The sequence below is a fragment of the Hymenobacter sp. NBH84 genome, assembly GCF_014217645.1.
Taxonomy (GTDB): Bacteria; Bacteroidota; Bacteroidia; order Cytophagales; family Hymenobacteraceae; genus Hymenobacter; species Hymenobacter profundi.
Genome location: NZ_CP043644.1, coordinates 1,550,739 through 1,576,888, shown reverse-complemented (window position 1 = coordinate 1,576,888; position 26,150 = coordinate 1,550,739). Strand labels below are relative to the sequence as shown.

Genomic DNA, 26,150 nt, shown 5'->3' with positions numbered 1-26,150 from the left:
CAAAAACAAAACGCCCTGGTCGTGCAGCACGACCGGGGCGTTTTGTTTTTTGCTTCTGGCACCTACTCTACGGTTTGGCCGGTGGGGCCGAGCGGTAGGCGGGTTCTTTCGCTTTCTTCTCGGCCAGAGTCTTCTTGGCTTTCTCGAAGTCGCCGGCTTCCACGAATACCAGTTTGTTGTAGTCGAGGTACTTCTTCACGGCGGCGTTTACTTGCTCGGGTGTAAGGGCGGCTACTTTCTTCTCGAAGTCGGCATCCCAGGCCAGGGTGCGGTTCAGGTCGAGGTAGGAGTTCAGGCGGCCGGCCAGGGCATCGTCCTGGGCCCGCGATACGGAGCGGCTTTGCAACCAGCCACTCTTGGCCGCCTTGATTTCATCGGCCGAAAAGCCAGTTTTCGACATCGTGGCAAATTCCTCCTGAATGGCTTTTTCCAAACGCTCGTTGTTTTCGGGGTTGTAGATGGCGTACACCATGTAGGAGGCCAGCTTGTCGCGCGAGTCGGCACTCACCTGCGAGCCGATGCCGTAGCTGATGCCCTCTTTCTGCCGCACCCGCGTAGCTAGGCGCGAGTTTAGGAAGCCGCCGCCGAACAGGTAGTTGCCCAATACCAGAGCGGGGTAGTCAGGGTCGTCGTCGCGCATGGGTAGGTTGAAGCCGGCCACGTACACGGCGTTGGCCTTATCGTTGGCCTGCACCGACTGTTTGCCGGCCTTCACATCCTGGTAGTTGCGCACGATGCGGGCGTAGGGCTTGTTGGCTTTCCACTTACCCAAATCGGTTTTCACCAGCTTCTGCACAGCCGCTTCGTCGGTGGCGCCTACTACGGCCACGGTGGCGTTTTCGGCGCCGTAGAAGTCTTTGTAGAACTGGCGCACATCGTTCACGGTAGTGGCTTTCAGGGCGTCAATCTCCTCATCGAAGGTCATCACGTACAGCGGGTGGCCCTTGGGGTAGGGATTCAGCACGCGCTGGCTGGTATTGAACGCAATGGCGTCTGGCTCCTGCTTCTGCGACTCCAGCGAAACCAGTCGCTCCTGCTTCAGCTTATTAAACTCCTCCTCCGGGAACGTCGGATTCTTCAGGTAATCGGTTACAATCTTCATCACGGCCGGCAGGTTTTCCTTCGAAGCTTCCACCACCACTCCGGCCGACTGGCTGCCGCCGTACACGTAGGCGCGGGCTTTCAACTTGTCCAGTTCGTCGCGAATTTGCTGGTAGGACCGGGTTTCGGTGCCTCGCTCCAGCATAGAGGCCGTAAGGCTGGCCAGGCCGGGCTTGTTGGCCAAGCTCTTTTCGTCGCCGTAGCGCAGGGTGAGCTGCACGTTCACGCTGTTGCCGCGGGTGCTTTTGGGCAATACGGCGTATTTGGTGCCTTTGCCCTCCTCGCCGCGCTTGGTGCGGGCCTCAATGTTGGCAGGCGAGGCATCGAAGGCTTCGCCGGCGGCTACGGCTTTCTCGCCCTTGTAGTCCTTCACCAGCGCCAGCACGTTAGGCGTTTCCGGAATGTCGGAGCGGTCGGGTTTCTGCTCGGGGATGAAAGTGCCGACGGTGCGGTTCGAGGGTTTCAAGTAGGCGTTGGCCACGCGCTGCACGTCGGCGGGCTTCACTTTGCGGATGTTGTCGCGGTAGAGGAACACCAGGCGCCAGTCGCCGGCCGCAATCCACTCGCTCAGGTCCAGCCCTACCCGGTCGGTATTCTTAAACAGCAGCTCAATGCCCGTGAGCAGCTTGGTTTTGGCGCGGTCTACCTCCTCGTCTGTGGGCGCTTTGGCGGAAGCCATGTCCAGGGTGTGCAGCATGGTAGTGCGGGCCGAGTCCAGGGACTGTTCCTTTCGCACTTCGGTGTAGAAGAAGGCAAAGCCGGGGTCATGCAGAGCGGGCGTCCAGCCGTAGGTATAGGCAGCTTTCTTGCTGTCGATGAGCGCTTTATACAACCGGCCCGATGGCTCGTTGGTCAGCACGTCCATCAGCACGTCGAGGGTAGCATAGTCGGGGTGGGCGCCGGCAGGGGTGTGATAGGCTACGGCCACGCTCTGCGCATCGCCCACGCGGCGAAGGGTCACGCTTCGCTCGCCGTCCTGGGTAGGCTCGGTGGTGTAGGCCTTGGGTAGCTCCCGCGTCGGCTTCGGAATGGGGCTGAAATACTTGTTTACCAAAGCCAGCGTCTTGGCCTCGTCCATCTTGCCGGCTACCACCAGCACGGCATTGTCGGGCTGGTAGTATTTCTGGTAGAACGCCTTCAGGTTGTTAATCGGCACGCGCTCAATATCTTCCTTCGAGCCGATGGTGGACTTACCGTAGTTGTGCCAGATATAGGCCGACGACAGCACGCGCTCCATCAGCACCCGGCTCGGCGAGTTTTCGCCCATCTCAAACTCGTTGCGCACCACCGAAAATTCCGTGGCCAGGTCCTTCGCATCGATGAAGCTGTTCACCATACGGTCGGCTTCCAGGTCGAGGGCCCAGTTCAGGTTTTCGTCGGTAGCCGAGAAGGTTTCGAAGTAGTTGGTGCGGTCGTACCAGGTGGTGCCGTTGGGGCGGGCGCCGTGCTCGGTCAGCTCCTGCGGGATGTTTTTGTGCTTGGCAGAGCCCTTGAAGGCCATGTGCTCCAGAAGGTGCGCCATGCCGGTCTCGCCGTAGCCCTCGTGCCGCGAGCCTACCAGGTAGGTGATGTTGACGGTGGTAGTCGGCTTGGAGTTGTCGGGAAACAACAGTACCCGTAGGCCATTTTTCAGCTGATATTCCGTGATGCCTTCCACCGATGCTACGCGGGTGAGGCCTTCGGGCAGCTTGCTTTGCGCCGCCGATGGCAACGCAGTTGGTAGGAGCGCAGCTACCAGGGGCCACAGTCGGATAAAAGAACCAAAACACTGCATAAGATAGTAGTTATGTGAGTAGGTTAATACGCTGCATACTACTTACTATCTATCTAGAAACAAACACTATACGGCAATATTCATATACTATTTGAAACAGTCTATTTCTTCTGCAACACAGTGTCTTTTTCGCCACTAATTAGGCACGCCATCTACTCAAACAAGCGCTTTGCGCAGAAAGTAGCGAGTGAAGCCGGTGGGGTAGTTTTCGAGTTGTCCGAACACGGTGTAGCCTTGCTTCAGATAAAAGTCTTTGGCTTGAAACCCGAACGTATCGAGGTGGGCGTGCTGGCAACCGCGCTGCTTAGCGGCCTGCTCGGCCTCTTGTAGCAGGTGGGCACCTAGGTCCTGGCCGCGTAGCGCCTCTGGCACAAATAGTAGCTCTACAAACAGCCAATCGTAATAGGTGCGCCCCCACAAACCGCCGATGGTTGCGTCTTGCTCATCGAGGAGCAGCACGGCCAGCAGTTGCGATTCGCCAGGCACTTGCTGCCGGTTGTATTCCTGCAATCCTGCCAGAATTGGCTGGCGGGTGGCGAGGTCAGGATCAGTAGTCAGGAGCAGGCGTGGTGGCATGGAAGCGTGTTATAACTAGTTACCACAGGACTTCCGTGCGGAGTCGTGTACTAAGAAAGGGCCTTAAGTTAGATGAACGAATCGTTGTTACGTCGGTCGTTCATCTAACTTAAGGCCCTTCGCGTTGCTCAGGATGACAAATAACTAATTTCAGCCTAATACAAGAATAGGAACGCACAGAATAACAGCACCCACAGCCCATCCACAAAGTGCCAGTACGTGCTCATGAGCTTGAGCTGCAAGCGGCGGTACGGGTCGCGGATAAACAGCAGCGTGCGGATACTGTCGCGGGAAGCGTGCTGGGCGCGCAGGAACAGCAACATCAGGAAGAGTACGCCACCGAGCAGGTGCATAACGTGAATGGCAGAGATGAGGTAGACGTAGGTGCCGCTGGGCTTGTCTCTGAAGAAGACGCCCTGCACCTGCAAATCATGCCAGCCCAGCGCCTGCAAGCCGGCAAAGGCCAGGCCTAACAGCAGCGTAGCCCCAAGGCAGCGCGCCAGATTCGTAACGTCGTCTTCTCGGTAGAGGCGTTGGGCCTGGCTGAGCGTGTAGCTGCTGGCCAGCAATACCACCGTACTGATGGAAAAGTAACGCGGAAACGGGTGCAGCCCCGCCGGAACCCCGCTGGTGTAGCGCGTGTGCGCGTAGGCCGATATTAGCACCACAAACAAAACCAGGCTACCCACCAGCCCCAGGTAGAGCAGCAGCAGCGACAGGGGCACCCGGGCGGGACGGGTGGAGGGGGTAGGGCGATTGGCCCCGATTCGTCCCTGGCGTTCTTTACCGAAATCAGAATTCATTACAGAGCAGACGTAGCAGCATACGGTTGGGCAAGTTATTTCAGGGACCTTTAGTTCCGTGGCAAACCCATTGAGCCTTTTGCCAATATAAACAAAACCCACACGGATTGCCGCTTGTTTTCGTCGGCTCAGCTGCGAAAGAACGACCCGATTTTGCCCAGTACCGCGTGGAAGGTGATACTCGGGCGTTTGCCCTGCCCAAACGTGACGTAGGTTTTGCCATTTACACGCAATTCCAGCACCAATCCCAGGCGCTTGGCCAGCTCATGCAGCTGCTGCAAGGGGTCGGGTTTGGGGCCGGGGGGGCGCGGGGGGGCGTTGGGGTCTTTGGGTGGTCCGCTGGTGAGCTTGTCGAGGACGCGCTGGCTGGGCACGTTCAGGATGAGGTAGGTGCCGGAAGCCGCTAGTTGCAGCTCGTCGCCCTCTATCGTAACGGTCAGGCGGGCATCTATTTCGAGGCCGCTAGCCAAGGGACGAGGGCGTGGAGCCGGGGGTAGGGTTTTCGCCGCGCGTGCGAATGCGCAACGAGCCATTGATGCGCCAGGTGGCGGGCGCGCCGGTAGGGTTTTGTGGGTTCGGCACCTGAACTTCTATCTGATCGAAAGCGCAGGACAGCTCGACCCCGCCCGAGAGCTTAGATAATACGGAAGCAGCCATATCGGCCCAATTGGTGGTAGGAGCGGCAGAATCAGCCATATAGATTTTGGTAAGAAATTTGGGTAGAAGCGTATTCGAGACACGTTGGCTGTAAGCTACGGCCCTGCCCCGGCAAACGCAAAACACCCCACAGGGTTGTCCCAAGCGTAACTTTCGTCCCCCCGTCTCGCGTATGGAGCAGAACAGATAGCCTCCTACCCATATTGTATTTTTCCTCCTTCTATGCCTTTCATTTTCACGCGTCCGGCCGCGCTATTGGCACTCCTGCTTGGTGCCAGTGCCTTCGCCCCTACCCGCCCTCTTTTGGAAGGCCCTACCCCCTTCCGTCTCGCCGATAACGTCGAGCTGGTATATAACTTGTTGGATGCGAAGGGCAAGAAAACCGGCTATATCACCCAGCGTGTGGTGCTGCTCGGCTCTGAAACCAACAAAAAACAAACGCTTACTACCACTACCGCCCTACTGAAAAGCGGTACCTACGACGCCAAAAACCGCTTGGTGCGTTTGCAAGACCTCACCTATGCGGCGCACCGCGACACGTCCTTCACAGATGGCACGGCCGAACTGCCACCCGATGCGTTGCGCCGGTTTCGGGACCGTATCTACACCTATCAGCCTACTCGCTTGGCCTGGCCCGATAACCCTACCGTGGGCTCGCAACTGCCCGACGGCGGGATAGTGGTGCAAGTCAGCAGTTCAGCGGTAGACATTGCCAAAGTACAGGCCATGCTCAAAAACCGGCGGGTTGTGGGCGGGCCCCAACCCGTGACCACGCCCGCCGGCACCTTTCAATGCTACAAGGTAGAAGCCGAGCGTGACCTGACCACACGGGCGCGTGCCGACATGGCCATTCGCAAAGTGGAGCGCGAAGTAACGTATTATGATCCGGCCGTGGGCATTGTACGCACCGAGTACTACGATCGGGATAAGCTGCGCGAAGTGAAGGAGTTGGCGAAGCGGTAGGCCAGCACGTGTGGCGCGCTGATGTGCGGTTTGTTTGCTATTTTGCAACAGTACGCCCCGATCATCAGCCTTTCTCTTTAGACTACACCTAAGCTATGGCAGTGGCGACTTCACCTTACTTTCATTCCACTCCCGATGCGCTTTTTGCTTGTAGCTGCCTGTAGTTTGTCTTGCACCCTGGCCGTAGGGCAAGTCGATAAATCGCCTAAAACCACCAAACCCAGCACCCACACGGCGCTACTGGCTACCACGCAGCCGCAGACCTACGGCGCCTCCGTGACGCCCGCCGGGGCCGTGCCCGTACAGCAGCTGCAAACGGTGCTGGCCGGCCGCGACTCGGCCCGCGTGAAGCTGGTAGGCCCCATTGCCGACGTGTGCAAGGCAGAGGGCTGCTGGCTGACCATGCAGCCCGCCCCTGGCCAGATGATGCGCGTGCGATTTAAAGACCACGCCTTCTTTGTGCCCAAGGATATCAGCGGCAAAACGGCCGTGATAGAGGGCGTGGTAGTGCACGAAACCGTATCGGTGGCCCAGCAGCGCCACTACGCTGAGGATGCCGGCAAATCTAAGCAAGAAATTGCGGCCATCACCAAGCCTGTAGAGCAATACAACTTCATTGCCGACGGCGTACGGGTGCAGTAAGGGATGAAATTGTGAGGTGGTGAAATGGTGAGTTTGCCGTTTTTGCGACGCAACTTGCAGTATCTGCGCGGCGAGAATTTCAAACTCACCCTCTCACCACTTCGCACTTTTCACTACTATGCCTAGCATTCAGGAACAGATAGCCACCCTCACGGCCCGCCTGCACCACCTTAATTATCAGTATTACCAGAACGACGTGTCGGAAGTGCCCGACCAGGAGTTCGACCAGATGCTGGCGGAGCTGGCAGCTCTGGAAAAAGCCCACCCCGAGCTGGCCCTACCCAACTCGCCTACCCAGCGGGTAGGCGGCACCATCACCAAGCAGTTTCCTACTGCCCTGCACCGCTACCCCATGCTCAGCCTGGGCAATACCTACTCGGAGGCTGATTTACGCGACTTCGACGAGCGGGTGCAGCGCGGCCTGGAAGGCGCCGAGTACGCCTACGTGTGCGAGCTGAAGTTCGACGGCGTGGCCATGAGCCTGACGTACCACAACGGCCAGCTCACGCAGGGCGTCACGCGCGGCGACGGCACCCGTGGCGACGTGGTGACCAGCAACGTGCGCACCATCAAAAACCTACCTCTGCACCTGCGCCACGCCGGCCCCACTCAGCCCGAGGAGTTTGAGGTGCGCGGCGAAATCTTTATGCCTCAGCCGGTTTTTGCGGAGCTGAACCAGGAGCGCGAAGCCAACGGCGAGGCGCTCCTGGCCAACCCGCGCAATGCCGCCAGCGGTGCCCTCAAGCTGCAAGACTCAGCGCTGGTGGCGGCGCGGCGGCTGCGCTTCTTCGCGTACAGCTACCTCAGCCAGGGCCGCGACTTCCCTACCCACAGCGCCGCCCTGGAAGCACTGCGCTCCTGGGGCCTGCCTGTGTCGGACACGTGGCGCAAGTGCCACTCGTTGGACGAAGTGTTGGAGTTTATTCATCACTGGGACAAGCACCGCTTCACCCTCCCCGTGGCTACCGATGGCATTGTGGTGAAGATAGACGACCTGCGCCAGCAGGAGCTGCTGGGCTACACGGCCAAGAGTCCGCGCTGGGCCATTGCGTATAAGTACCCGGCCGAGGCTGGCCGCACCCGCCTGCGCGAGATACAATACCAGGTAGGCCGCACCGGCGCCGTGACGCCCGTAGCCCTACTCGACCCCGTGCCGCTGGCCGGCACCATCGTGAAGCGCGCCTCGGTGCACAACGCCAACCAGATTGCTGCCCTCGACCTGCGCCTGGGCGACATGGTATTTGTGGAGAAAGGCGGCGAAATCATTCCTAAGATTACCAGCGTCGACCTCACGGCTCGGCCCGCCGACAGCCAGCCCATTGTCTACCCCACGGAGTGCCCAGCCTGCGGCACGCCGCTGATTCGGCCCGAGGGCGAGGCGCACTTCCGCTGCCCCAACGACCGGGGCTGCCCGCCCCAGCTGAAAGCCAAGCTGGAACACTTCGTGTCGCGCAAAGCCTCAGATATCGATGGTTTGGGTGCCGAAACCGTGGGCCGATTCTTCGACCTGGGGTTGGTGACGGACGCGGCCAGCTTGTATGATCTGCCCAGCAAGGCCGACGAACTCGCTCAGTTAGAGCGCATGGGCGAGAAATCCGTACAGCGCCTGATTGCGGGCCTGGAAGCAAGCAAGCAAGTGCCCTTTGATCGGGTGCTGTTTGGCCTGGGCATTCGCTACGTAGGCGAAACAGTGGCTGAGAAGCTGGCTGCGCACTACCGCACGGTGGAGGCGCTAGGCGCGGCTACGGCCGAGGAGCTGGCCGCCGTGCCGGAGGTAGGCGGTGTCATTGCCGAATCGGTGGCGGCGTGGTTTCAGGAGCCGCAAAACCGCGAGATGGTGGAGCGGCTGCGGGCGGCAGGGGTTCAGTTGGCCCTCACTGGCGAGGCGCCCAAGGCCCAGAGCGACCGGCTGGCCGGACAAACCTTCGTACTGTCGGGCGTGTTTGAGCAGCACAGCCGCGAGGAGCTGCAACAGCTTATTCAGCAGCACGGCGGCAAGGTAACGGGCAGCATTAGCAAGAAGCTGAGCTACTTGGTGGCCGGCGACAAGATGGGTCCTGCCAAGCGCGAAAAAGCTACGGAATTGAAGGTGCCCATCATCTCCGAAACCGACCTACTGGCGATGCTCCCGGATGCCGCTACCCTCCCCGACTCCGAGGCCGAAGCCGCCGCCGATTCGGCGCTGGATGCCCTCGCTGCCCCGACCCTACCGCAGGGCGGCCAAGGGTCGTTGTTCTGATTGGCATAAGTGACGCGTCGCTATACAACAGCTCTGTCACTAAATGTTGATCAGTATCACGTATAGCGTTCTAAACCTTGTTGTTACTAATTTTTCTTATAGAAGCTGTTTGAGGTAGTTGTTGCACGATGTCTCGTCGGCTGCGCCGTGTGGACGAAACTGTTCAGCGATGAGACGCAAATATGCGTCTCTACATCGTACAACAACTACCTCAAACAACTTCTAATTCGTGTCCCGCTTCTCAAACACTTTCCCTACCCATCATGTCCCGTTTCCTTCTACTGGCTTTCGCCGGCGCACTCACCTTCACGCAGCTTTCCTGCTCTTCAAACACATCGGTAACGCCTACCGAAACCGCCGCGCTGCTGCAAAAGTCCGACGTTGTGGTGCTGGATGTGCGCACGCCTGAGGAGTACGCCGATGGCCACTTGGCCGGCGCCCGCAACATCGACTTCAAAGCGCCGGACTTTGACGACCGGATTGCCCAGCTCGACAAATCCAAAACCTACGTGCTGTATTGCGCCTCCGGTAACCGCAGCGGTAAAACAGCCACGCTGATGGCCGAAAAGGGCTTTGCCAAGGTAGACAACGCAGGCGGCTTCAAAGATTTGAAGGCAGCCGGCTTGCCAACGGAATAGCCCGATGGGTGTTTTCTGCTGTAAGCGTGGCGGTTGGGTGCTGGTATTAGGACTGCTCTTGGCTAGCTGGGCAAGCCGTGCCCAAACGCCTACCCTGGCGCGCGATACGTCGTTCACGGTATACAGCGCCCTCGCCAAAGCCCGCAAGACCGACCCTACCATTACGCTGGCCCGGCCAGTGGTACCGGCAACTATTCGCTCGCAGATGAACGTGCCGTACTGTACGGCTAGTGGGCGGGCGTTGCAGCTCGACGTGTTCTACCCCAAAGCCCGCCGCCGGGGCGGCTACCCGGCGGTCCTGTTGATTCATGGAGGTGGGTGGCGCTCCGGCGACCGGAGCCAGCACGTGCCGATGGCCCAGCAACTAGCGGCGCGCGGTTTTGTAGCCGTCACGGCCGAGTACCGCCTCTCCACCGAAGCACCCTACCCCGCGGCTGTACTGGATTTGAAAGCTGCTGTACGATGGATGCGGGCGCACGCCCGGGAGTATCATCTCAATCCCAAGCAGATTGCTTCGTGGGGGTTTTCGGCGGGTGGGCAGTTGGCGGCGCTGCTTGGCACCACCAACGAGGAAACCCGCTTCGATTCGTTGGCGTGCAACACGGGCTATTCCAGCCGAGTGCAGGCCATTGTGGACGTAGACGGCATTTTGGCCTTCATCCACCCCGAATCGGGCGAAGGCGACGACCGGAAAAGTATTTCGGCGGCCACCTATTGGCTCGGCAGCCCCAAGACTGAGCGGCCTGATTTGTGGCGCCAAGCTTCAGCCCTCACCTACGTAGGGCCGCGCACGCCCCCTACCCTGTTTCTCAACAGCTCCGTGGACCGCATGCACGCCGGCCGCGACGATATGATGCAGCAGCTCAATCAATTCAACATCTACCACGAAGTGCACACTTTCCCCGACGCGCCCCACCCCTTTCCATTGTTCAACCCCTGGTTTGCGCCTACCTTGGACTACACTGTGGCGTTTCTGAATAAAGTATTCAGCGGGAAGTAGCAAATCGCTATTGACTATTACCATTTTGGTAGCTATACTCAATTCAGCAATTGAGATTAGAGGACCTCATGTACATAATTATGTCATATCCAATGTATCACAAGCTAGGTTCGGAGAAGTTTATTCTTTAAAAATTAACAAAATCACAAATAAGCATTCTCATTACTCATAATAAAATTTGTTTAATACAACAATATCTTTAATTCTGCTTCTAGCACCTATGTTCTTATATTAATCCACATTACATCAGGCATTATCATTGAAACGGGCTTGGCAAAAAGCCCGTTTCAATGATAAAACGCTTACTATTTTTTCTGCTGATCCATAGCTTCTGTATTACGTCCAGCAATGCTCGTACATTTTATCTAAGTGCTACCGGCGACGACACAAAATCAGGGTCGACCATCGAAACTGCCTGGCGTACCATTGGTAAGCTGAATACAATGGCTCTTAGTGCGGGAGATTGGGTATTATTTGAGAGCGGCAGTACTTTCGAAGGTAGTCTTTGGATTCGTAGCCAAGGCACTCCTGAGCAGCCTATTGTACTTAGCTCTTACGGCAAGGGTAGGGCCACGATCAATAGTGGCAAAGCGTACGGCTTTTATGCTCACAATATCGCCGGTATAGAGTTGCGCCGACTTAATTTCGTAGGATCTGGACGACTAAACAACACCAGTTCAGGCATTCTGTTCTATCTCGATTCGGCGGCGACGCATTTGCAACATATCGTCTTAGATAGTATAGATGTAAGTGGTTATCAAACATCTGGCATTTCAATTGGCAGCTGGCGGGGAACCAGTGGCTACCATAATGTACGTATAACCAATTGCTATAGCCACAACAACGGGGAGAGCGGTATTGCCTCGTATGCGCAAGAGCTAAACGCACATCGTGATTGGTATATTGGTCATTGCAAAGCGTACAATAACGCAGGCCGTGCCGACATCACCTATACGAATACTGGCAACGGCATTGTGATGAGTGGTATCGACGGTGTCTTAATAGAACGATGCGAAGCCTACAATAATGGCTGGCTTAATGCCAATCCTAGCGGAGGACCAGTAGGTATCTGGGGGTGGTGCTGCAACAATTTGATCATTCAGGAATGTGAATCACACCACAACCGTTCGGGTACCGCCCACGATGGAGGCGGCTTTGATCTAGACGGTGGCTGTACGAATTCTATTCTGCAATACAATTATTCGCACGATAATGAAGGACCGGGCTACCTACTGGCGCAGTACTATGGAGCCCCCCCTCTGCACGATGTGACAATTCGCTACAACATCAGTACAAACGACGCCCAGCGCTATAACCAAGGAGCTATTATGATATGGTCTTCGGGGGATAATGGCGGTATCCAACGCGCCTCTATTCATAATAATACTGTGTATGTATCACCGCCAGATAATGGTAGCAAGCCGAAAGCAGTGTATGTCAGCAGTGCTGGTATAAGTGGTATTACTTTCCGTAACAATGTGTTTCAGACAGAGTCAGGACTAGCGTTGCTAGAATCTGCTACGGCGTTTGGAGTTCGGTTTGAAGGCAACTGCTACTGGAGTTCGGACTACCCATTCACCATTCGTTGGCAAAATCAGCACTATAGCACGCTCACGGATTGGCGCGTGAAAACAGAGCAAGAGATGATTGGTACCCGCATCTGTGGTCTAAACGTAAATCCGCAATTAGCATTAGGCAATATTACAAACAGCAGTACGCTATCGTCAATTATCCCCGGTACCACACCCTTCCGTCTTTCCACCACATCGGCTCTTATAGGCGCAGGTTTGAACCTAATAAAGGAATTTGGTCAACAGCCTGGTTCGCGTGATTTTTATAACAATGCTACGCCCACACAAGACCAACGAGGAAACATTGGTGCTGATGAGAATAGTGCAGTAGTGCAAAGCAACCAAAATCGTTATACGGCTACCTCTACTTGGTGTACAGTATATCCCACTATCGCCCACGATTTTGTAAATGTACTTATAACTGGCTCATCGCCATCTACTACCATAGTCCAACTGTACAATATGCAAGGTATACTCTGTCGTACACAGGTTTTATCCTCTACAACCTCTAAAGCCTATTCGCTCTCACTAAATGATTTGCCAGCCGGCCGTTACATTCTGCGTGCGACGCGGGGAGAGCAGATCACTGCACAATCATTAATAGTGACGTATTAAGCACTATTCGTAACATCTAAACGGCTGGTTGGCGGTAGCAACGCTACCGTGACCATCCGAAACTGTAACATACAAGCGATAATAGCCTGCTGTGCTTGGCATACGTATCTGGGTACGTATACCCCGTACTTGTTTAATGCTGCCTGGCACAGGTTCCAGCGGACTGTCATCGCCTACCGAAACAGTGTAGCGCGTGGTACCCTCCGGCAGGATTTCCCAACGTGTCGTTAATGAGTCACCATCTGGGTCGAAGGCAACAGCTTGCGCAGAATAGGTCTCGTTAGCCTGCAATAATAATTTTTTTGCTTTTGACTTTCCTGCCAGTTCAAACAGGCGGATTTGCGGCGCTGCATTTGGTGCCGGCTGATGCGACCAGAGCTTGTACATAACATCAATAGCTTGTGTCTTCTCACCAACGGCATTCGTAAGACTAAACCAAGTAGGGGTCATTTCATTCTTTTGCCCCCAATAGAATATATAGCTACCCAAACAATGGGTGGAGTCAGCTAAAATCGACTCTTGATATCTTTCCTGTAGAAAAACTGCTTTTTCTGTACTAGTTTGTTCAAGTGGTGCGCCCCAGGCAGTACTATCTGATTCCCAATATCCTTTTGCTCCAAATTCAGTGACTATATATGGCTTTGTCCATTTAAAGCGTTGCAGATCCTGGGGGAGCGTACGAAGCCCTCCGAAAGTGTTTACAGACAACAGGTCGATTTCCGGGCTCATGATTCGCACAGCATCCGCTAGATTCAGCGAGCTATCCAGTATAGTAGTTACCGGGTGAAAGGGGTCTAACTCATGAATCATGCGGGCTGCCTCGTTCACAACTTGGTAGACGTTTGGATCAACGATGTGCATATTTAACTCGTTGCCTAGACTCCACATTAACAAAGCAGGTGAGTTACGATACTTTATTACCTCTTCACGTAAGTTTTCCATGAGCTTGGCTACTGACTTCTGATCATGATAGTCAAAGCCGCTCCTGTTATGAGGCATCCATAAACCAAGTGTGACTGTTAGGCCCTGTCGTTGGGCCTCCTCCAATAGCGGTTCTGCATAATCAGTACTCCATAGCCGTACAGAATTGCCACCTGCTAAGCGCACTTCATTAAAATACTGCAATCCGGCAGCTCCTTTGATGAAGTAGGGCTTCCCTCCCCTTAACAATTGATATCCTGTAGGAGTAGTAACAATCTGTACAGGTAATATACCTGACGCCCGGACGGCTGCCCCCGTGGTATGTGTTTTATCATCTGAACTACAGGCCGACGCAATAACTACAGCAAATGCTATGATTTTAAAGCACAAACACTTAACAAACTTTGTCATGAAATAGTACAATTTTACGCAAAAGCTGAAGCAAATACATAAGTAACCATTTCCGAAATTATTGCTCCTTAGATTACCACATCTTTTTTTCAGCCCATTAAACTATATAAGAAAAACACAATGCAAATATATAAACTATAATAATAAAAAAATCATATTAATTTTTAAAAAATTCATATACATTTGCTAGAGACATCGTTGCATCTATAGAAGAATAAATGGAACTCTTAAATGTGTGAGCAACCATTCCTGAAGGAAAAAAGTGAATCAGCGGTTGTCAGGTATAGGGCGGCGCCTCAGCTGTATAAGATGCGGCTATTGGTCGGGCTGGGTGTCCTTTTTCTGCTACGCTTTGGCTGGTGGTTTATCGCCAGCAGCCCGGTTGGCTTCGCGCCCCTGTTCTGGCTACTCACTCTCTCGCTTGGGTTTGCTCTACTCCACATTGGCTACGAATGGTACCACTACGTGAATGTACGAGAGCCGGTGGCCAGCCACGCCACCAGCAGGCTAACCGTTGACGTACTCACGACAGCTTGCCCAGGCGAGCCGCTGGCCATGATTGAGCAGACGCTGCGGGCCATGAAAGCTATACGCTACCCCCATACAGATTACCTCTGCGATGAAGGCAACAACCCCTACCTGCAAGCGCTCTGCAGCGAACTTAATATTGTGTATGTCACGCGCCAGCTAAAAGTCAATGCCAAAGCAGGAAATATCAACAATGCCCTACAAGGAGCCACCGGCGACCTATGTGTGGTCCTCGACCCAGACCACGTACCCACCTCGGATTTTTTAGAGCATGTGCTCCCGTACTTTGCTGATCCTACGGTAGGCTTTGTGCAAGTCGTCCAGTCTTATGGCAATCAGAGCGAAGGCCTCGTGGCACTGGGCGCTGCGCAGCAAACGTACTACTTCTACGGACCGCTTATGATGGGCATGAACGCGTACGGTACGGTGCAGGCCATTGGGGCCAACTGTACCTTCCGGCGGGCGGCCCTGGACAGCATTGGCGGGCACGCAGCCGGCCTTACGGAGGACATGCACACAGCCATGCGCCTGCATGCTAAGGGTTGGAGATCGGTGTATGTACCGCGCGTGCTCAGCAAGGGCTTGGTGCCCTCCTCATTGGCAGCCTACTACAGCCAGCAGCTCAAATGGAGCCGCGGGGCGTTTGATTTACTGCTGCGGGTTTACCCGCGCCTGTTCGCTCATTTCTCCTGGCGCCAGCGCCTGCATTACCTGCTGCTGCCGCTGTACTTCCTGTCCGGCGTCATTACGCTGATCGATCTGGCGATTCCGATTGCATCGCTGGTGCTCTATCAGTTTCCCTGGCATATTCCCATCCGGGAATTTATGGTCTATGCCCTACCCTTGGTCGGGCTGATCTTTTTGATCCGGCATTATGCTCAACAATGGCTGCGCGAGCCCCACGAAACCGGTTTGCACATAACAGGCGGGTTTCTGCGCGTGGGCACATGGTGGGTATACGCCATCGGGTTTTGCTATGCACTGCTTAGAATCAAAGTACCCTACATTCCGACCCCCAAAGAAGGCAAAATTGAGAACGAATGGAAACTTAGCTTGCCCAACATCCTGGTAGCTTTTATAAGTATCGGGGCAGCAGTGTACGGCGTTAGTATCTCGTCAACTAATGCCACTAAGATGATGGCTGGATTTGCCGTCACCAATGCCATTATTCTGCTCATTGTGGTTCTGATGGGCCAGCATGCCCTTCTACGCTTTTTGAACGCAAAAGCCGCCGCTCTTTTTGGACGTAATCTACATCAGCGGCTAAGTCATTTCAGCGCTTCATTGACTTCAGTCTTAGAAACGGCTGTTCGTCGATACAGCCTCGTTATTGCCACTGTTTTGGTTGTGTCGGCTGCTTTTTCTGATGTATTAGTTTCACGGAGGCATAGTATGCTAAAACAACGCCAGGCAGAGAAATGGATTCATACTGGTGGCGACGATGTACATTTCGGCTTGATGTTACCTAATCAGGATACCATACAGACGCTAACAAGCCAAGAAGTAGACCAATCCATGCTTCCGGCTACTTCGCCTTCCCGGATTGTGGCTATCAATCTTTCTACAATAAATAGTTCTGGTCTTCCAGTTATTCTCATTCAGTCGCTCCTCCAACGTCATACTGTCCCTCTACTTACTTGGCATGTTAATGCAGGTGACACGCTACCATCGACGCTTATTGCCCATCAACTAAAACAAATTGAGGGGATGGTGATGCTAAGACCTATGTTATCAGCTCATAGTGCATCAGCATATCGCCGGGAATGGCAACTTTTAGTTGGTCGTATCCAAAACGCTGGTGGTACGAATGCAGCGTGGATCTGGTCACCGCCACAACCTGACTCTTTGATCCAATATTTCCCAGGAGCCCGCTACACAAACTGGATAGCAGCAGATTACCGCCATCAAAACGTACGAGAAATATGCGGTGCTACTTCTCCCTACCAAAAAATGCGCTTGCAAATATCTTCTCGCATTGAATTACACGAGAGACCAGTAGTGTTATTTGCTGCTCCTGATCTTCATCAACAATCTGCTGCGCAGAGTAAGATTATCCGAAGTGCATGCGCTGAAATTAAAGCAGTAGTTTATCAAAGCTCTATGTCAAACGACAAAACTGTTCTAAGCCAGACCAGACGAAAGCGCAGACGCCTTTTAGCGAATGTGCACGATACAGGTAGCAAAAAAACTACACATCTTAAAAACTTAGAACTTACAAAGTCGCCCGTTTTTTAGCCCGCAGGGGCAGCATATTAGTAGTAACTACCTGGGGAACAAGAACAAATCTCCAGCGGGGCGATACGCTTCAGAACGGCAACCTAGTGTCGCCCCTCCGGGGCTAGCAAAAGCCGCTTTGCGTAAGTCCTAAAGCTAAAAGCTGCGCACCATGCTGTTATGCAGCGTGCGCGGCGTCCAGTAGCCGCTGGCAATGATGCGACGAATGGTGAACAGCGGGTCTTGCTGGTCGCGCTTTTCGGCTAAAGAAAAAGCTGCCACAAACCCGCGCTTCTTTAGCTCTGGAATGGCCTCGGGGTTCCAGAGGCCGAAGGGGTAGGCAAAATAGGTAATCTTCTGCCCCGTGATTTCCTCCAAGGTTTTGGTCGGCTTTTCGATCTGCGTCACCCAATCCTGACCCTGGTATTTCTTTACGTTGTGGTGGTCCCAAGTGTGTGAGCCAATGACGTTGCCTTCGTCGGCGAGCTGCTTCACTTGTGTTTTGCTCATGTATTTGGGGCGGCCCAGGCTCACGGTCATCACGAAATACACTGCCTTGAAACCGTGCTTTTCCAACTCGGGGCGAGCCACGGTAAACTGGTCCAGGTCTGTGTCGTCGAAGGTGAGCATCACGGGCTTGGGGGGTAGTGGCGCGCCGGTGGCGAGGTAGGCGTAGAGCTGATCGGGCAGAATGGTGTGGTAGCCCGAATCGGCTAGCATCTGTATCTGCTTTTTAAACGCGTCTACCGGCACAATGTAATCCTTAGCCGATTTAGAATCGCGCGGGCGCCAGTCGCGTATTTGATGGTAGCACAGGATAGGCACCTGCGGCCGGGCGTAGATAACCGCCGCGCTAGCTACGCTAGCCGCCGGAATGCTAGCGGGCGCAGCGGCAACTGGGGCCGCAACAGGCGCTACGACAGTAGCAGAATCGGTAGTTACAGCTGTAGGAGGGTCGGTTTCGGAAGCGGTGGCAGATTTGATATCGCAGGCGGGTAGGGCCAGCGTAGTAGCCAGCCCAGCGGCTAGCAAAGCGGTACGAAATACAATCATGAATATTTAAGAGCACCACGCTCTCAAAAAATGGGTATTTTTGAAAATAATTAATGGGAAAGGCTACGCTGGCTGAGTGCGTTTATGCATTGTACTTTCAGCAGAGCAGCTTCCTTACAAATCAACTGATTTTCCACTCATGAACCAACTCCGTGGTACGGGCGTTGCGCTCGTCACGCCTTTTTTGCCTACCCCTGACCACGCCGTGGATTACGCCGCGCTACGTCGTATAATTGACTTTACACTAGATGGAGGCGCTGATTATCTGGTAATTAACGGCACCACGGCAGAGTCGCCTACCCTGACAGTGGAAGAGCGAGCAGAGATTCTGCGTGTAGCCCAAGAACAGGTAGCTGGCCGCGTGCCGTTGGTTTTCGGATTGGGTGGCAACAACACCGCCGCTGTGGCGCACACCCTGCGCACCATCGATCTTACCGGTGTAGTGGCCGTTCTGTCGGCCTCGCCCTACTACAACAAACCGTCGCAGGCTGGTATCGAGGCGCATTACCAGCACTTGGCCGATGCCTCGCCCCTACCCCTACTCCTGTATAACGTGCCTGGTCGTACGGGTTCTAATATCACGGCGGATACTACCCTGCGCCTGGCCCAGCACCCGAACATCATCGGCATCAAGGAGGCCAGCGGCAACCTGGAGCAGTGCATTGCCATTGCTGCTGGCAAGCCCGATGATTTCCTGCTGATTTCGGGCGACGATATGATGACGACTTCACTCGTCAGCTTTGGTGCCGTGGGTATCATCTCGGTGCTGGCCAACGCCTTCCCACGCTCCTTCTCCGACATGACCCGCCACGCCCTGGCCGGCGACTTCGCCCAGGCCAGCCAGCTGCTCTACGATTTTGTGGCCCTCAACCCGCTGATGTACGAGGAGGGCAACCCCGTAGGCGTGAAAGCTGCTCTGGCGGCACAGGGCTTATGCTCAGCTGCTGTGCGCCTACCCTTGGTAGAAGCGTCGGAGGGCCTACAGGAAAAAATTACAGTGCTAACGCACAAGTTACAGGGGGTAACGGTAGGGTAGCCTGCACAGCAGCGCTAAGCAATCAGAAAACGGGGGTCATCCTGAGTGTAGCGAAGGACCTTATCACGTTAGTACGACAGTCGTACTAACGTGATAAGGTCCTTCGCTACACTCAGGATGACCCCCGTTTTCTGTCTATTTATTTATTGCTACCGTTGCTCTCTACCACCCACTGGCCAGCACATCGGCCACGTGCAGGGTTTTGATGGGCTTTTTCTCGCGGCGGATGTAGGCGTCGAGGTGCATCAGGCAACTGGTATCGGTGCTGATGAGGTAGTCGGCGCCGGTGGCCAGGGCGTGCTCCACCTTTTGCTCAGCCATGGCCACGGAAATTGCCTGAAACTTGACAGCGAACGTGCCCCCGAAGCCGCAGCAGGTTTCAGTTTCGGCCATTTCCAGGCGCGTGAGGCCTTGCACGCTGTCGAGCAGCTGGCGCGGCGCCTCCCGAATACCGCACTCGCGCAGGGCCGAGCAGGAGTCGTGGTAGGTGTACTGGCCGGGTAGGGCAGCGCCGGGAATGGTGGTGATGCCCAGCACATCTACCAGAAACTCGGTCAGCTCGAACACGCGCCGTTGCAGACCGTAGTGCTGAGTTTGCAGCGGTGTGCCTTCAAACAGCTCGGTGTAGGTGTTGCGCACCATGCCCACGCACGAAGCCGACGGGCTGACCACGTAGCGGCCCGGCTCGTTGGGAAAATCCTTCAGAAACTTGGTGGCTACCTCGCAGCTTTCGGCCTTGAAGCCCGCATTGTAGGCTGGCTGGCCGCAGCAGGTTTGGTTGCCGTTGTAGTGCACCTCGCAACCCACGGCTTCCAATACCTTCACCATATTCATGGCCGTGGTAGGAAAAAGCTGATCAACGAAGCAAGGAATGAAGAGGTCGACGGCAGGCATAGGATGTTTGGCTATTGGCTACTGGCTGCTAGCTTTTTCACTGCGAAACGGTAGCCGAATCTGGAAAAGGACAACAATGCCCTGCAAAGGTAGGGGCAGCCAAGCAATGCAAGCTCTTATGCTGTCTCGATTGTCTTCTACCGAAACGCTATCAGCTAACGGCCAATAGCTAGGAAAACTCACCGCGCCAGCAAATCGGCAATGAGGGGCTTTAGCTCGGGGTCGTTGGGGCGCAGGGCGTCGGCGTAGCGCACGATGCCGTACTTATCCAGTAGTACGTAGCGCGGAATGCTGTTGACAGTGAAGCGTTTCAGGAAGCCAGCCGTGGTAGGACTAGCGAAATGATACTGCTCCCGCACGCCCGCGAGAAACTTCTTGCCGGCCTGCTGCCACGCCTGCTTGTCTTTGTCAGTAGAGAGCTGAATGACTACTACCGGCTTGCCCTGGTAGTGGCGGCGCAGCGCTGCCGTGGCGGGAAATTCCATGATACAGGGTGCGCACCAGCTGGCCCACAGATCGAGGTAGATGACTTTGCCACGGTGCCGGGCCAGCAGCGCGGCCAGCGTTTGGCGGGAGCCGTCGGGGGCTACCAAGGTATCGGTGGTAGCCATTTGCTGGTTGGGCATCACCAGCGTGAATTGATCCTGATGGGTGAGGCTGCGTACGAAACGGCTTTCCGGCATCACCCAGGTGCGGTAGTCTTTCAGCAGCGGGCCGATGGGGCGGTGCATGAATTGGGCATCTTCTAATATCGAGTAGCACACCCACTCCCGCTCCAAGCCTTTATATTCTCGCTTCGCGGCAGCATACTGCCCGGCTGTGGTAGGTGGCTTATTTACAAGCAGCGCTACATAAATAGCAAAGCCCTTTAACACCTCCAGCCGCTCGCGCGAGGCTGTGGCTGGCAGCAATTGCATACTTCGCAATAGCCGCGTGTACGCCCGCACCGAATCCTGGTACGCTGCCGGAAACGAGGGTATCATCGTCTTCTTGTGCGTGGTATCAGTCAGGCGGGGTACAGAGGGATTAGCGGGGTAGAGCGCGTGGTAGCTTATACCCTTGAGCAGGTAGATGAAGGTGCGAAGCTGCAACTCCCGCGTCAGGGTAGTAGCTACCACCGGCCGGATGCCGGGCCGGGTACGTACTATGGCCACCAGGCTGTCGCCGGTGCGGCGCAGGCGCTGCCAGTAACGCATATATTCCTCCAGGGTAGGCGGCATCCAAACAAGGCTGTCACTTTGGAAATGTACGCTGCCCCAGTTGCTCAAATCACCCAGGCTGAACACGCCGCGCCAGAGGTCGTGATAGATTTGCAGTTCAGCGGGGTATTTACCGGAAAAGGAATACTTCGTAGCTGACTCATTGTATCGGACGGTAATAATATCACCGGGCATCACCAGCAGTACCGGCTGCTCCTGCGGCTTATCCAGATCCATGTAAAAGTAAACGGGTACCGGCAGATAAGAATTCTCGTCGAATGTGATGCGCAGCGTATCGCCGGGTTCTACTGAGTGGTTTTCCAAGTGATCTTTGCCTTTTTGCAGAATATCAGGCCATGCAGGGTGAATAGCGTCCCCATCTTTACTAGCAATCAGCAGTGCTTCCCGCCGCTGGGCATAGCTGCTACTACTAGCAAACAAAGCAAATACCACAGCGAGCAATAGAATCCGACACATCAGCATAGCGTAATAGGTAGTTGTGAATCAATTCAATATCTCACAACTAACGCATACTACCTGACAATCAATATAGCGCGCTTAAAATACTTGCCCAGCCGCTACCTGCGCCTCTTGGAAAGCCTGCATGTCCAGGCCCAGCGCCTCGCCCTGGGTTTGCAGGTAGGCTACTAAGTGCTCGGTGGGCATGTTGCCGGTCAGCTCGTCTGTGGCCATTGGGCAGCCGCCGTAGCCGCCCAGCGCCCCATCGAAGCGGCGGCAGCCGGCGTGGTAGGCGGCGGCTACCTTTTCCTGCCAGGCATCGGGGGTGGTGTGTAAGTGCGCCCCGAAGGTGATGTCGGGGAAAGCCGGAAGCAGGGTTTCAAACAAGGGCGTGATGGTGGCGGCTGTACTCACCCCAATGGTATCCGACAGGGCCACAATGCGCACGCCCAGCGCCGCTAGCCGGCGTGTGAACTCCGCCACAATATCCGGGTGCCACGCCTCACCGTAGGGATTTCCAAAACCCATCGACAGGTACACAACTAACGTTTTGCCTACCCGCCCGCACAATGCCTGCATCTGCGCTACCTCTTCCAGGGCCTCCGCAATGGTTTTGTTGGTGTTGCGCCGCTGGAAGGTTTCGGACAGGGAAAGCGGGAAGCCGAGGTAGGCAATTTCGGAGAAGCCAGCCGCCGTTTCGGCCCCGCGCAGGTTGGCCACAATGGCCAGCAGCTCGGTGGGCGAGTTGCCGGTGTCGAGGCCGGCCAGCACCTCGGCCGTATCGCGCAGCTGCGGAATGGCCTTGGCCGACACGAAACTACCGAAATCCAACGCCGAGAAGCCGACGCGCAGCAACTGGTTGAGGTAGGAAATTTTAGTGGCCGTAGGGATGAAGTCGGCCAGGCCTTGCATGGCGTCGCGGGGGCATTCAATGAGTTGCATGGACGGTGATACGTGGGTGGGGGTAGGTATACGCAAAAGTACTACGAACCCGACCAGCGACTTCGGCCCTGTTGCCTAGAACTAGGATATACGTGCTGCTGCGCCTAGCTTCGTGGCCTATGTATACTATTGGGCCGATGTGGAAACGCTCTTTATTCAGCGTACTTATTGTATTCGTGCTGGCCTGGCTGGGCCGTTCTTTTTATCAATACATGCACCTCCCTATAGATGGCGACCTGGCCGCCATCGTGGTACCATCGGGGTGGTATGCGCGGGTACTACACGACCCATTTGGGTGGGCCGTGCTTACGCATGATGCCGTGTATGCCGCTCCTAACCGTTTTTTTCGCGCATGTGCTGCTCAACCAATACTTTCGGCACGTACCCGGCTGGTTGCAGCACTTCCTTGCTCCCATCCAGAGCGTGTATGTTGCCATCGCTCTGTTGAAGCTGCTCACGCACCTGTTGCTACTCTACTTGTTGGCTGTTTACGCCACGGGTGCCAGCAAGCTGAATCATCGAGGGCTGTGGCTGGTCATGGCGCTGTTGCTCCCTTTGTTTCAGACGGCAGGCTACAACCTCCAGATGGGCATCATTGACCATGCCACTACTTACGCCGCGTTTTACGCCCTACCTATGGCACTACTGCTGCTGCTGCTATTGCCTTTTTATCGGGCCGCACAGCACGGCGTATGGCGGCCACTCCGGTGGGTTGAGCTAATCGCCTTGATCGGCCTGACGATGGTAGTAGCCTTCAACGGCTCCGTTGTGCTAGGGGCAGTGGCCGTGTTGCTACCTGGCATTGTGCTCTATGCGCTTCGCCGCCAGGCGCAAGTAGATAAGACGTTTTTATGGTCTTCCTGGCAGCCCATTTTGCTGCTCAGCTTGCTGGGCCTGTTGTGCGTCTACTCGTTGTACATTGGCCTTAACAACAGCGAGAACCCTACCGTACTACCCTCGCTGTGGGAGCGGTATCAGCGGTTGCCACTGGGTTTTTTCCGGCAGTTCACGGTGAAGTTGGGCCTTCCTCTGTTGCTGGTCATGCTCCTGCTCAATGCGCAGCTGATTCGGCGGGTACTGCCAGCTACTTCCGAGGGGCAGCACCTGCTCCGCAGTCTGCGCTGGCTGGCCCTATTTGCCCTAGTCTATATTCTGCTGCTTCCGCTGGGTGGCTACCGCCCCTACCGGCCGCTGCTGCTCCGCCGCGATACGGTGCTACCCATTATTCTGGGCATGGTGTGCCTATACGGTGCCTCCTCCTACTACGTGTGGCGCTACCTACCCATGGGCCGGCTGCGGGTAGGCTACATAGTGCTCCTGGGTGTATTCTCTGCTATCTTTCTAAATGCCGACCGGCTGCACATCTCGCCGGTTGATAACAACAACTGCGAGCAACAGGCGCTATCCTATCTGGCCCACGCACCAGCCGGCGTAGTGCAATTGCCGCAAGCGTGCCCCGTTTTGAGCTGGAACGTGGCTACTGATCCCGCTCAGACCACCGTACAGGCGCAGCTACTCAACTTGTGGGGTATTACGCGGGGTCTCACAGGGTACTACCAGCAACCTCCGGACCCAACTCAGCAGTTGCTCCCTACCCCACCGAACTAGTTTGGGACGCGGGAAGTTGAGAGGAAGATTTACGTCTTCCTTCATGCTCCTATCCTCCGCACACCGCTTTGCTGCCTGGCTCTTTCTACTTATTTTAGTTTCTTCCTGCGGCAAGCAGCAAACCCTGCAAGGCATTTTCAATCAACCCCGTACCCCGCACGAGGCCTATGCCCGCCAACTGCACCAAACCCGCCTCGACGAAACCGCCCTGGGCCGCGACTGGCTCCAAGCAGCCGACCAGGCCCTGCGCGATTCGCTGGTCGTGACGCTGCCCTTCCGGGAAACCGGCATTTTTCGGGCCGATAAAGCCTCCGCAGCCGCATACCGCTACGCCGTACGGGCCGGCGAAACCATTCGCGTGACGCTCACCCTAAGTCCCGGCACCGATGCCCGTGTGTTTCTGGATGCGTTCGAGCTGAACCCCGACCGCCCTACCCCCCAGCCCATCACCTCGGCTGATACCACAGCGCTTACCTTCAGCTACGACGTGAAAGATGACCACCAGCACCTGCTGCGCGTGCAGCCCGAGTTGCTGCGCGACGGCCGCTATACCGTTCGCATTCAGCGGGCGCCTTCGCTGGGCTTTCCGGTGAAGGGTAAGAGCGACGTGGCAGTAGGCAGCTTTTGGGGCGCCAACCGCGACGGGGGCAAGCGCCGCCACGAGGGCATCGACATCTTTGCCAAACGCGGTACGCCTGCCGTGGCCGCCATAGATGGCTACGTGACGCGCACCGGCGTAACCAACCTCGGCGGCAACGTGGTGTGGCTGGCCGATGCTGAGCACGGTCAGCACATCTACTACGCTCACCTCGACAAACAACTCGTGCAGCCCGGCCAGCAAGTGCGCCAGGGCGACACGCTGGGCCTGGTAGGTAACACTGGCAACGCCCGCACCACACCGCCTCACCTGCATTTTGGCATCTACCGGGGCGGACGCGGGGCTGTAGACCCCTACCCTTTCATTCGCCATGCCGATGCTACCCCGGCCGCGCCGCGCACCAAGACAGAGCGCCTGGGTGAGTGGGTGCGTGTGCAGGATAAAAGCACTGATTTACAGTACAGTCCCGCAAAGAAAGCCGGGCGCGTAGCAGCGTTGCCCCGCCACACTCCCCTATTGGTGGTAGGCAGCCAAACTGACTGGTACCGTGTACAACACCCCGATGGCCAACTGGGCTACGTGGCGGCCCGCGCCGTGGTACCCGCTACCACGCCCCTGCGTCGCGAGAGTCTCACCCGCTCCACCGACCTCCTGGCTACCCCCCTCCCCACGGCACCGATGCTGGACACCCTACCCGCCCAAACCAAAGTAGCTGTGCTGGGCGAATTTGGTGGCTACCAGCTAGTACGCGCCGCCAGCGGCAGCCTGGGCTGGCTGACAAAAACGCCTGCTTCCTGATGAGCTGTTAGCTGTTAGCTGTTCAGATACGCTTAGGACCGCATAGCAGCCGAAGGTTTGCAAAAGATAACTCAACAATAAACTCAGCAACTTCATCTTTCGCTCATGCGCCACGCTCTACCTTCGAGCCGGTGATTGGAGTACAGCGCGGCATATTCTCTTCGGAGGGTGTGCCGCGTTTGCGTTGGCGGCACTTCAACTTAGTGCTGCTCAAAACACAAAAGCCGCCCCGCAGTGTATGCAGGGCGGCTTTTTTGTATCAATTTTGACAACAACTACTCGGCAATAACGACGGCTTTGCCCAACGTTTTGGCATAGGCGATGCGCCGCTCGCGGCCGGTATTCGAGGTATAGTCGAAGCCCACGGCTTTGGTATCGGCTTTCACGGCGCGCCAGTTTTCGGCATCTACGTTGGCGGGCTGGGTAGCGGCACGCGGCACAGCCGGCTGCGTAAACCGGTCGTCGGCAAAGAAGGTGTTCATGGCCTGCAAAATCGCAATTTCCTTGGCGCGGGTGGTAGCTGCCTGCGGGTCTTCCAGGTTGCGGGCTTCAATGAGGGCAACGGCCGGAATCATTTCCTTACGCAACGTATCGCCGGTGCTGGTCAGGATGATGAAGCGGGCCTGGGCATTCAGAATCTTTGCGCCTTGCAGTTGCAGAATGAAGTTATCCTTGGTTTTGGCGCTGGAAAAATAGTGCGTGGTGCGCACCGTATTCAAGATGCTGCGGGTGGTAAGGCGGTTGCTTTCCGTAGGCGGCGAATACACTTTGTCGGCATTCTTGGAGTTTCCTACTTCGCGCTCGGTATTGATGCAGGAAGTGACCTGGAGCAACAAAGCAGCGGCGACACCGGAGAGAAGAAGTTTTTTCATTGTGCGGCCGTGGCCAATTAAAATCATGCGGCAAGATA

21 protein-coding genes are annotated in these 26,150 nt (G+C 55.8%); 10 read left to right on the top strand and 11 right to left on the bottom strand.

Annotation, left to right across the window (positions count from 1 at the left end):
* Positions 1 to 67: 67 nt before the first annotated feature.
* From F1C16_RS06535 to F1C16_RS06515, 5 genes are all read right to left on the bottom strand, one after another.
* The gene (locus F1C16_RS06535) at positions 68 to 2,875 is read right to left on the bottom strand and encodes a pitrilysin family protein (RefSeq protein ID WP_185283541.1); all 2,808 of its coding nucleotides are present in this window, start codon (positions 2,873 to 2,875) and stop codon (positions 68 to 70) included.
* Between the two features lie 156 nt (positions 2,876 to 3,031).
* Positions 3,032 to 3,451 carry a GNAT family N-acetyltransferase gene (locus tag F1C16_RS06530; RefSeq protein WP_185283540.1) on the bottom strand — a complete coding sequence of 140 codons (420 nt, stop codon included), beginning with the start codon at positions 3,449 to 3,451 and terminating at the stop codon, positions 3,032 to 3,034.
* Positions 3,452 to 3,606: 155 nt separating this feature from the next.
* Positions 3,607 to 4,254, bottom strand: coding sequence for a cytochrome c oxidase subunit 3 (locus tag F1C16_RS06525; protein ID WP_185283539.1), 648 nt, complete (start codon positions 4,252 to 4,254; stop codon positions 3,607 to 3,609).
* Positions 4,255 to 4,382: 128 nt separating this feature from the next.
* Complete coding sequence (locus F1C16_RS06520; protein ID WP_185283538.1) at positions 4,383 to 4,724, bottom strand: hypothetical protein; 342 nt, start codon at positions 4,722 to 4,724, stop codon at positions 4,383 to 4,385.
* Positions 4,717 to 4,950, bottom strand: a complete 234-nt coding sequence (locus F1C16_RS06515; RefSeq protein WP_185283537.1) for a hypothetical protein — start codon at positions 4,948 to 4,950, stop codon at positions 4,717 to 4,719. Before F1C16_RS06515 ends, F1C16_RS06520 begins: the two co-directional genes overlap by 8 nt.
* A 183-nt stretch (positions 4,951 to 5,133) precedes the next feature.
* Between F1C16_RS06515 and F1C16_RS06510 the strand changes: the two genes are divergently transcribed.
* From F1C16_RS06510 to F1C16_RS06485, 6 genes are all read left to right on the top strand, one after another.
* On the top strand, positions 5,134 to 5,874 hold the full coding sequence (locus tag F1C16_RS06510) for a hypothetical protein (protein ID WP_185283536.1): 741 nt from the start codon (positions 5,134 to 5,136) through the stop codon (positions 5,872 to 5,874).
* Positions 5,875 to 6,039: 165 nt separating this feature from the next.
* Positions 6,040 to 6,516, top strand: a complete 477-nt coding sequence (locus tag F1C16_RS06505) for a DUF4920 domain-containing protein (protein WP_185283535.1) — start codon at positions 6,040 to 6,042, stop codon at positions 6,514 to 6,516.
* Positions 6,517 to 6,634: 118 nt separating this feature from the next.
* On the top strand, positions 6,635 to 8,755 hold the full coding sequence (gene ligA / locus F1C16_RS06500; RefSeq protein WP_185283534.1) for an NAD-dependent DNA ligase LigA: 2,121 nt from the start codon (positions 6,635 to 6,637) through the stop codon (positions 8,753 to 8,755).
* A 263-nt stretch (positions 8,756 to 9,018) separates the two neighbouring features.
* Positions 9,019 to 9,393, top strand: a complete 375-nt coding sequence (locus tag F1C16_RS06495; protein WP_185283533.1) for a rhodanese-like domain-containing protein — start codon at positions 9,019 to 9,021, stop codon at positions 9,391 to 9,393.
* Between the two features lie 58 nt (positions 9,394 to 9,451).
* Positions 9,452 to 10,393 carry an alpha/beta hydrolase gene (locus F1C16_RS06490; protein WP_258049044.1) on the top strand — a complete coding sequence of 314 codons (942 nt, stop codon included), beginning with the start codon at positions 9,452 to 9,454 and terminating at the stop codon, positions 10,391 to 10,393.
* Positions 10,394 to 10,683: 290 nt separating this feature from the next.
* The gene (locus tag F1C16_RS06485; protein WP_185283531.1) at positions 10,684 to 12,579 is read left to right on the top strand and encodes a T9SS type A sorting domain-containing protein; all 1,896 of its coding nucleotides are present in this window, start codon (positions 10,684 to 10,686) and stop codon (positions 12,577 to 12,579) included.
* 3 nt (positions 12,580 to 12,582) lie between these two features.
* Here F1C16_RS06485 and F1C16_RS06480 read toward each other — a convergent pair whose 3' ends face one another.
* Positions 12,583 to 13,911, bottom strand: coding sequence for a glycoside hydrolase family 2 TIM barrel-domain containing protein (locus F1C16_RS06480; RefSeq protein ID WP_185283530.1), 1,329 nt, complete (start codon positions 13,909 to 13,911; stop codon positions 12,583 to 12,585).
* A 309-nt stretch (positions 13,912 to 14,220) separates the two neighbouring features.
* On the opposite strand from F1C16_RS06480, the gene F1C16_RS06475 reads away from it, so the two are divergent.
* Entirely contained in the window at positions 14,221 to 16,674 is a 2,454-nt protein-coding gene (locus tag F1C16_RS06475; RefSeq protein ID WP_185283529.1) for a glycosyltransferase, read from the top strand.
* Positions 16,675 to 16,809: 135 nt separating this feature from the next.
* On the opposite strand, the gene F1C16_RS06470 is transcribed toward F1C16_RS06475, so the two are convergent.
* Positions 16,810 to 17,706 (bottom strand): polysaccharide deacetylase family protein, encoded by an 897-nt coding sequence (locus F1C16_RS06470; RefSeq protein WP_219733438.1) that lies wholly within the window; start codon positions 17,704 to 17,706, stop codon positions 16,810 to 16,812.
* 139 nt (positions 17,707 to 17,845) lie between these two features.
* Between F1C16_RS06470 and dapA the strand changes: the two genes are divergently transcribed.
* The gene (gene dapA, locus F1C16_RS06465; protein ID WP_185283528.1) at positions 17,846 to 18,742 is read left to right on the top strand and encodes a 4-hydroxy-tetrahydrodipicolinate synthase; all 897 of its coding nucleotides are present in this window, start codon (positions 17,846 to 17,848) and stop codon (positions 18,740 to 18,742) included.
* A 162-nt stretch (positions 18,743 to 18,904) separates the two neighbouring features.
* On the opposite strand, the gene F1C16_RS06460 is transcribed toward dapA, so the two are convergent.
* The 3 genes from F1C16_RS06460 to F1C16_RS06450 all read right to left on the bottom strand — a co-directional run bounded on the left by F1C16_RS06460 (position 18,905) and on the right by F1C16_RS06450 (position 22,236).
* A complete protein-coding gene (locus F1C16_RS06460; protein WP_185283527.1) occupies positions 18,905 to 19,636 on the bottom strand; it encodes a (Fe-S)-binding protein in 732 nt (243 codons plus the stop codon).
* 179 nt (positions 19,637 to 19,815) lie between these two features.
* Positions 19,816 to 21,312: a TlpA disulfide reductase family protein gene (locus tag F1C16_RS06455; protein WP_185283526.1), complete on the bottom strand. Its 1,497-nt coding sequence runs from the start codon at positions 21,310 to 21,312 to the stop codon at positions 19,816 to 19,818.
* Positions 21,313 to 21,393: 81 nt separating this feature from the next.
* Complete coding sequence (locus tag F1C16_RS06450) at positions 21,394 to 22,236, bottom strand: hydroxymethylglutaryl-CoA lyase (RefSeq protein ID WP_185283525.1); 843 nt, start codon at positions 22,234 to 22,236, stop codon at positions 21,394 to 21,396.
* A 324-nt stretch (positions 22,237 to 22,560) separates the two neighbouring features.
* Between F1C16_RS06450 and F1C16_RS06445 the strand changes: the two genes are divergently transcribed.
* Complete coding sequence (locus F1C16_RS06445; protein WP_185283524.1) at positions 22,561 to 23,844, top strand: hypothetical protein; 1,284 nt, start codon at positions 22,561 to 22,563, stop codon at positions 23,842 to 23,844.
* 43 nt (positions 23,845 to 23,887) lie between these two features.
* Positions 23,888 to 25,240 carry a M23 family metallopeptidase gene (locus tag F1C16_RS06440; protein WP_185283523.1) on the top strand — a complete coding sequence of 451 codons (1,353 nt, stop codon included), beginning with the start codon at positions 23,888 to 23,890 and terminating at the stop codon, positions 25,238 to 25,240.
* Between the two features lie 275 nt (positions 25,241 to 25,515).
* On the opposite strand, the gene F1C16_RS06435 is transcribed toward F1C16_RS06440, so the two are convergent.
* Positions 25,516 to 26,112: a hypothetical protein gene (locus F1C16_RS06435; protein ID WP_185283522.1), complete on the bottom strand. Its 597-nt coding sequence runs from the start codon at positions 26,110 to 26,112 to the stop codon at positions 25,516 to 25,518.
* Positions 26,113 to 26,150: the final 38 nt, after the last annotated feature.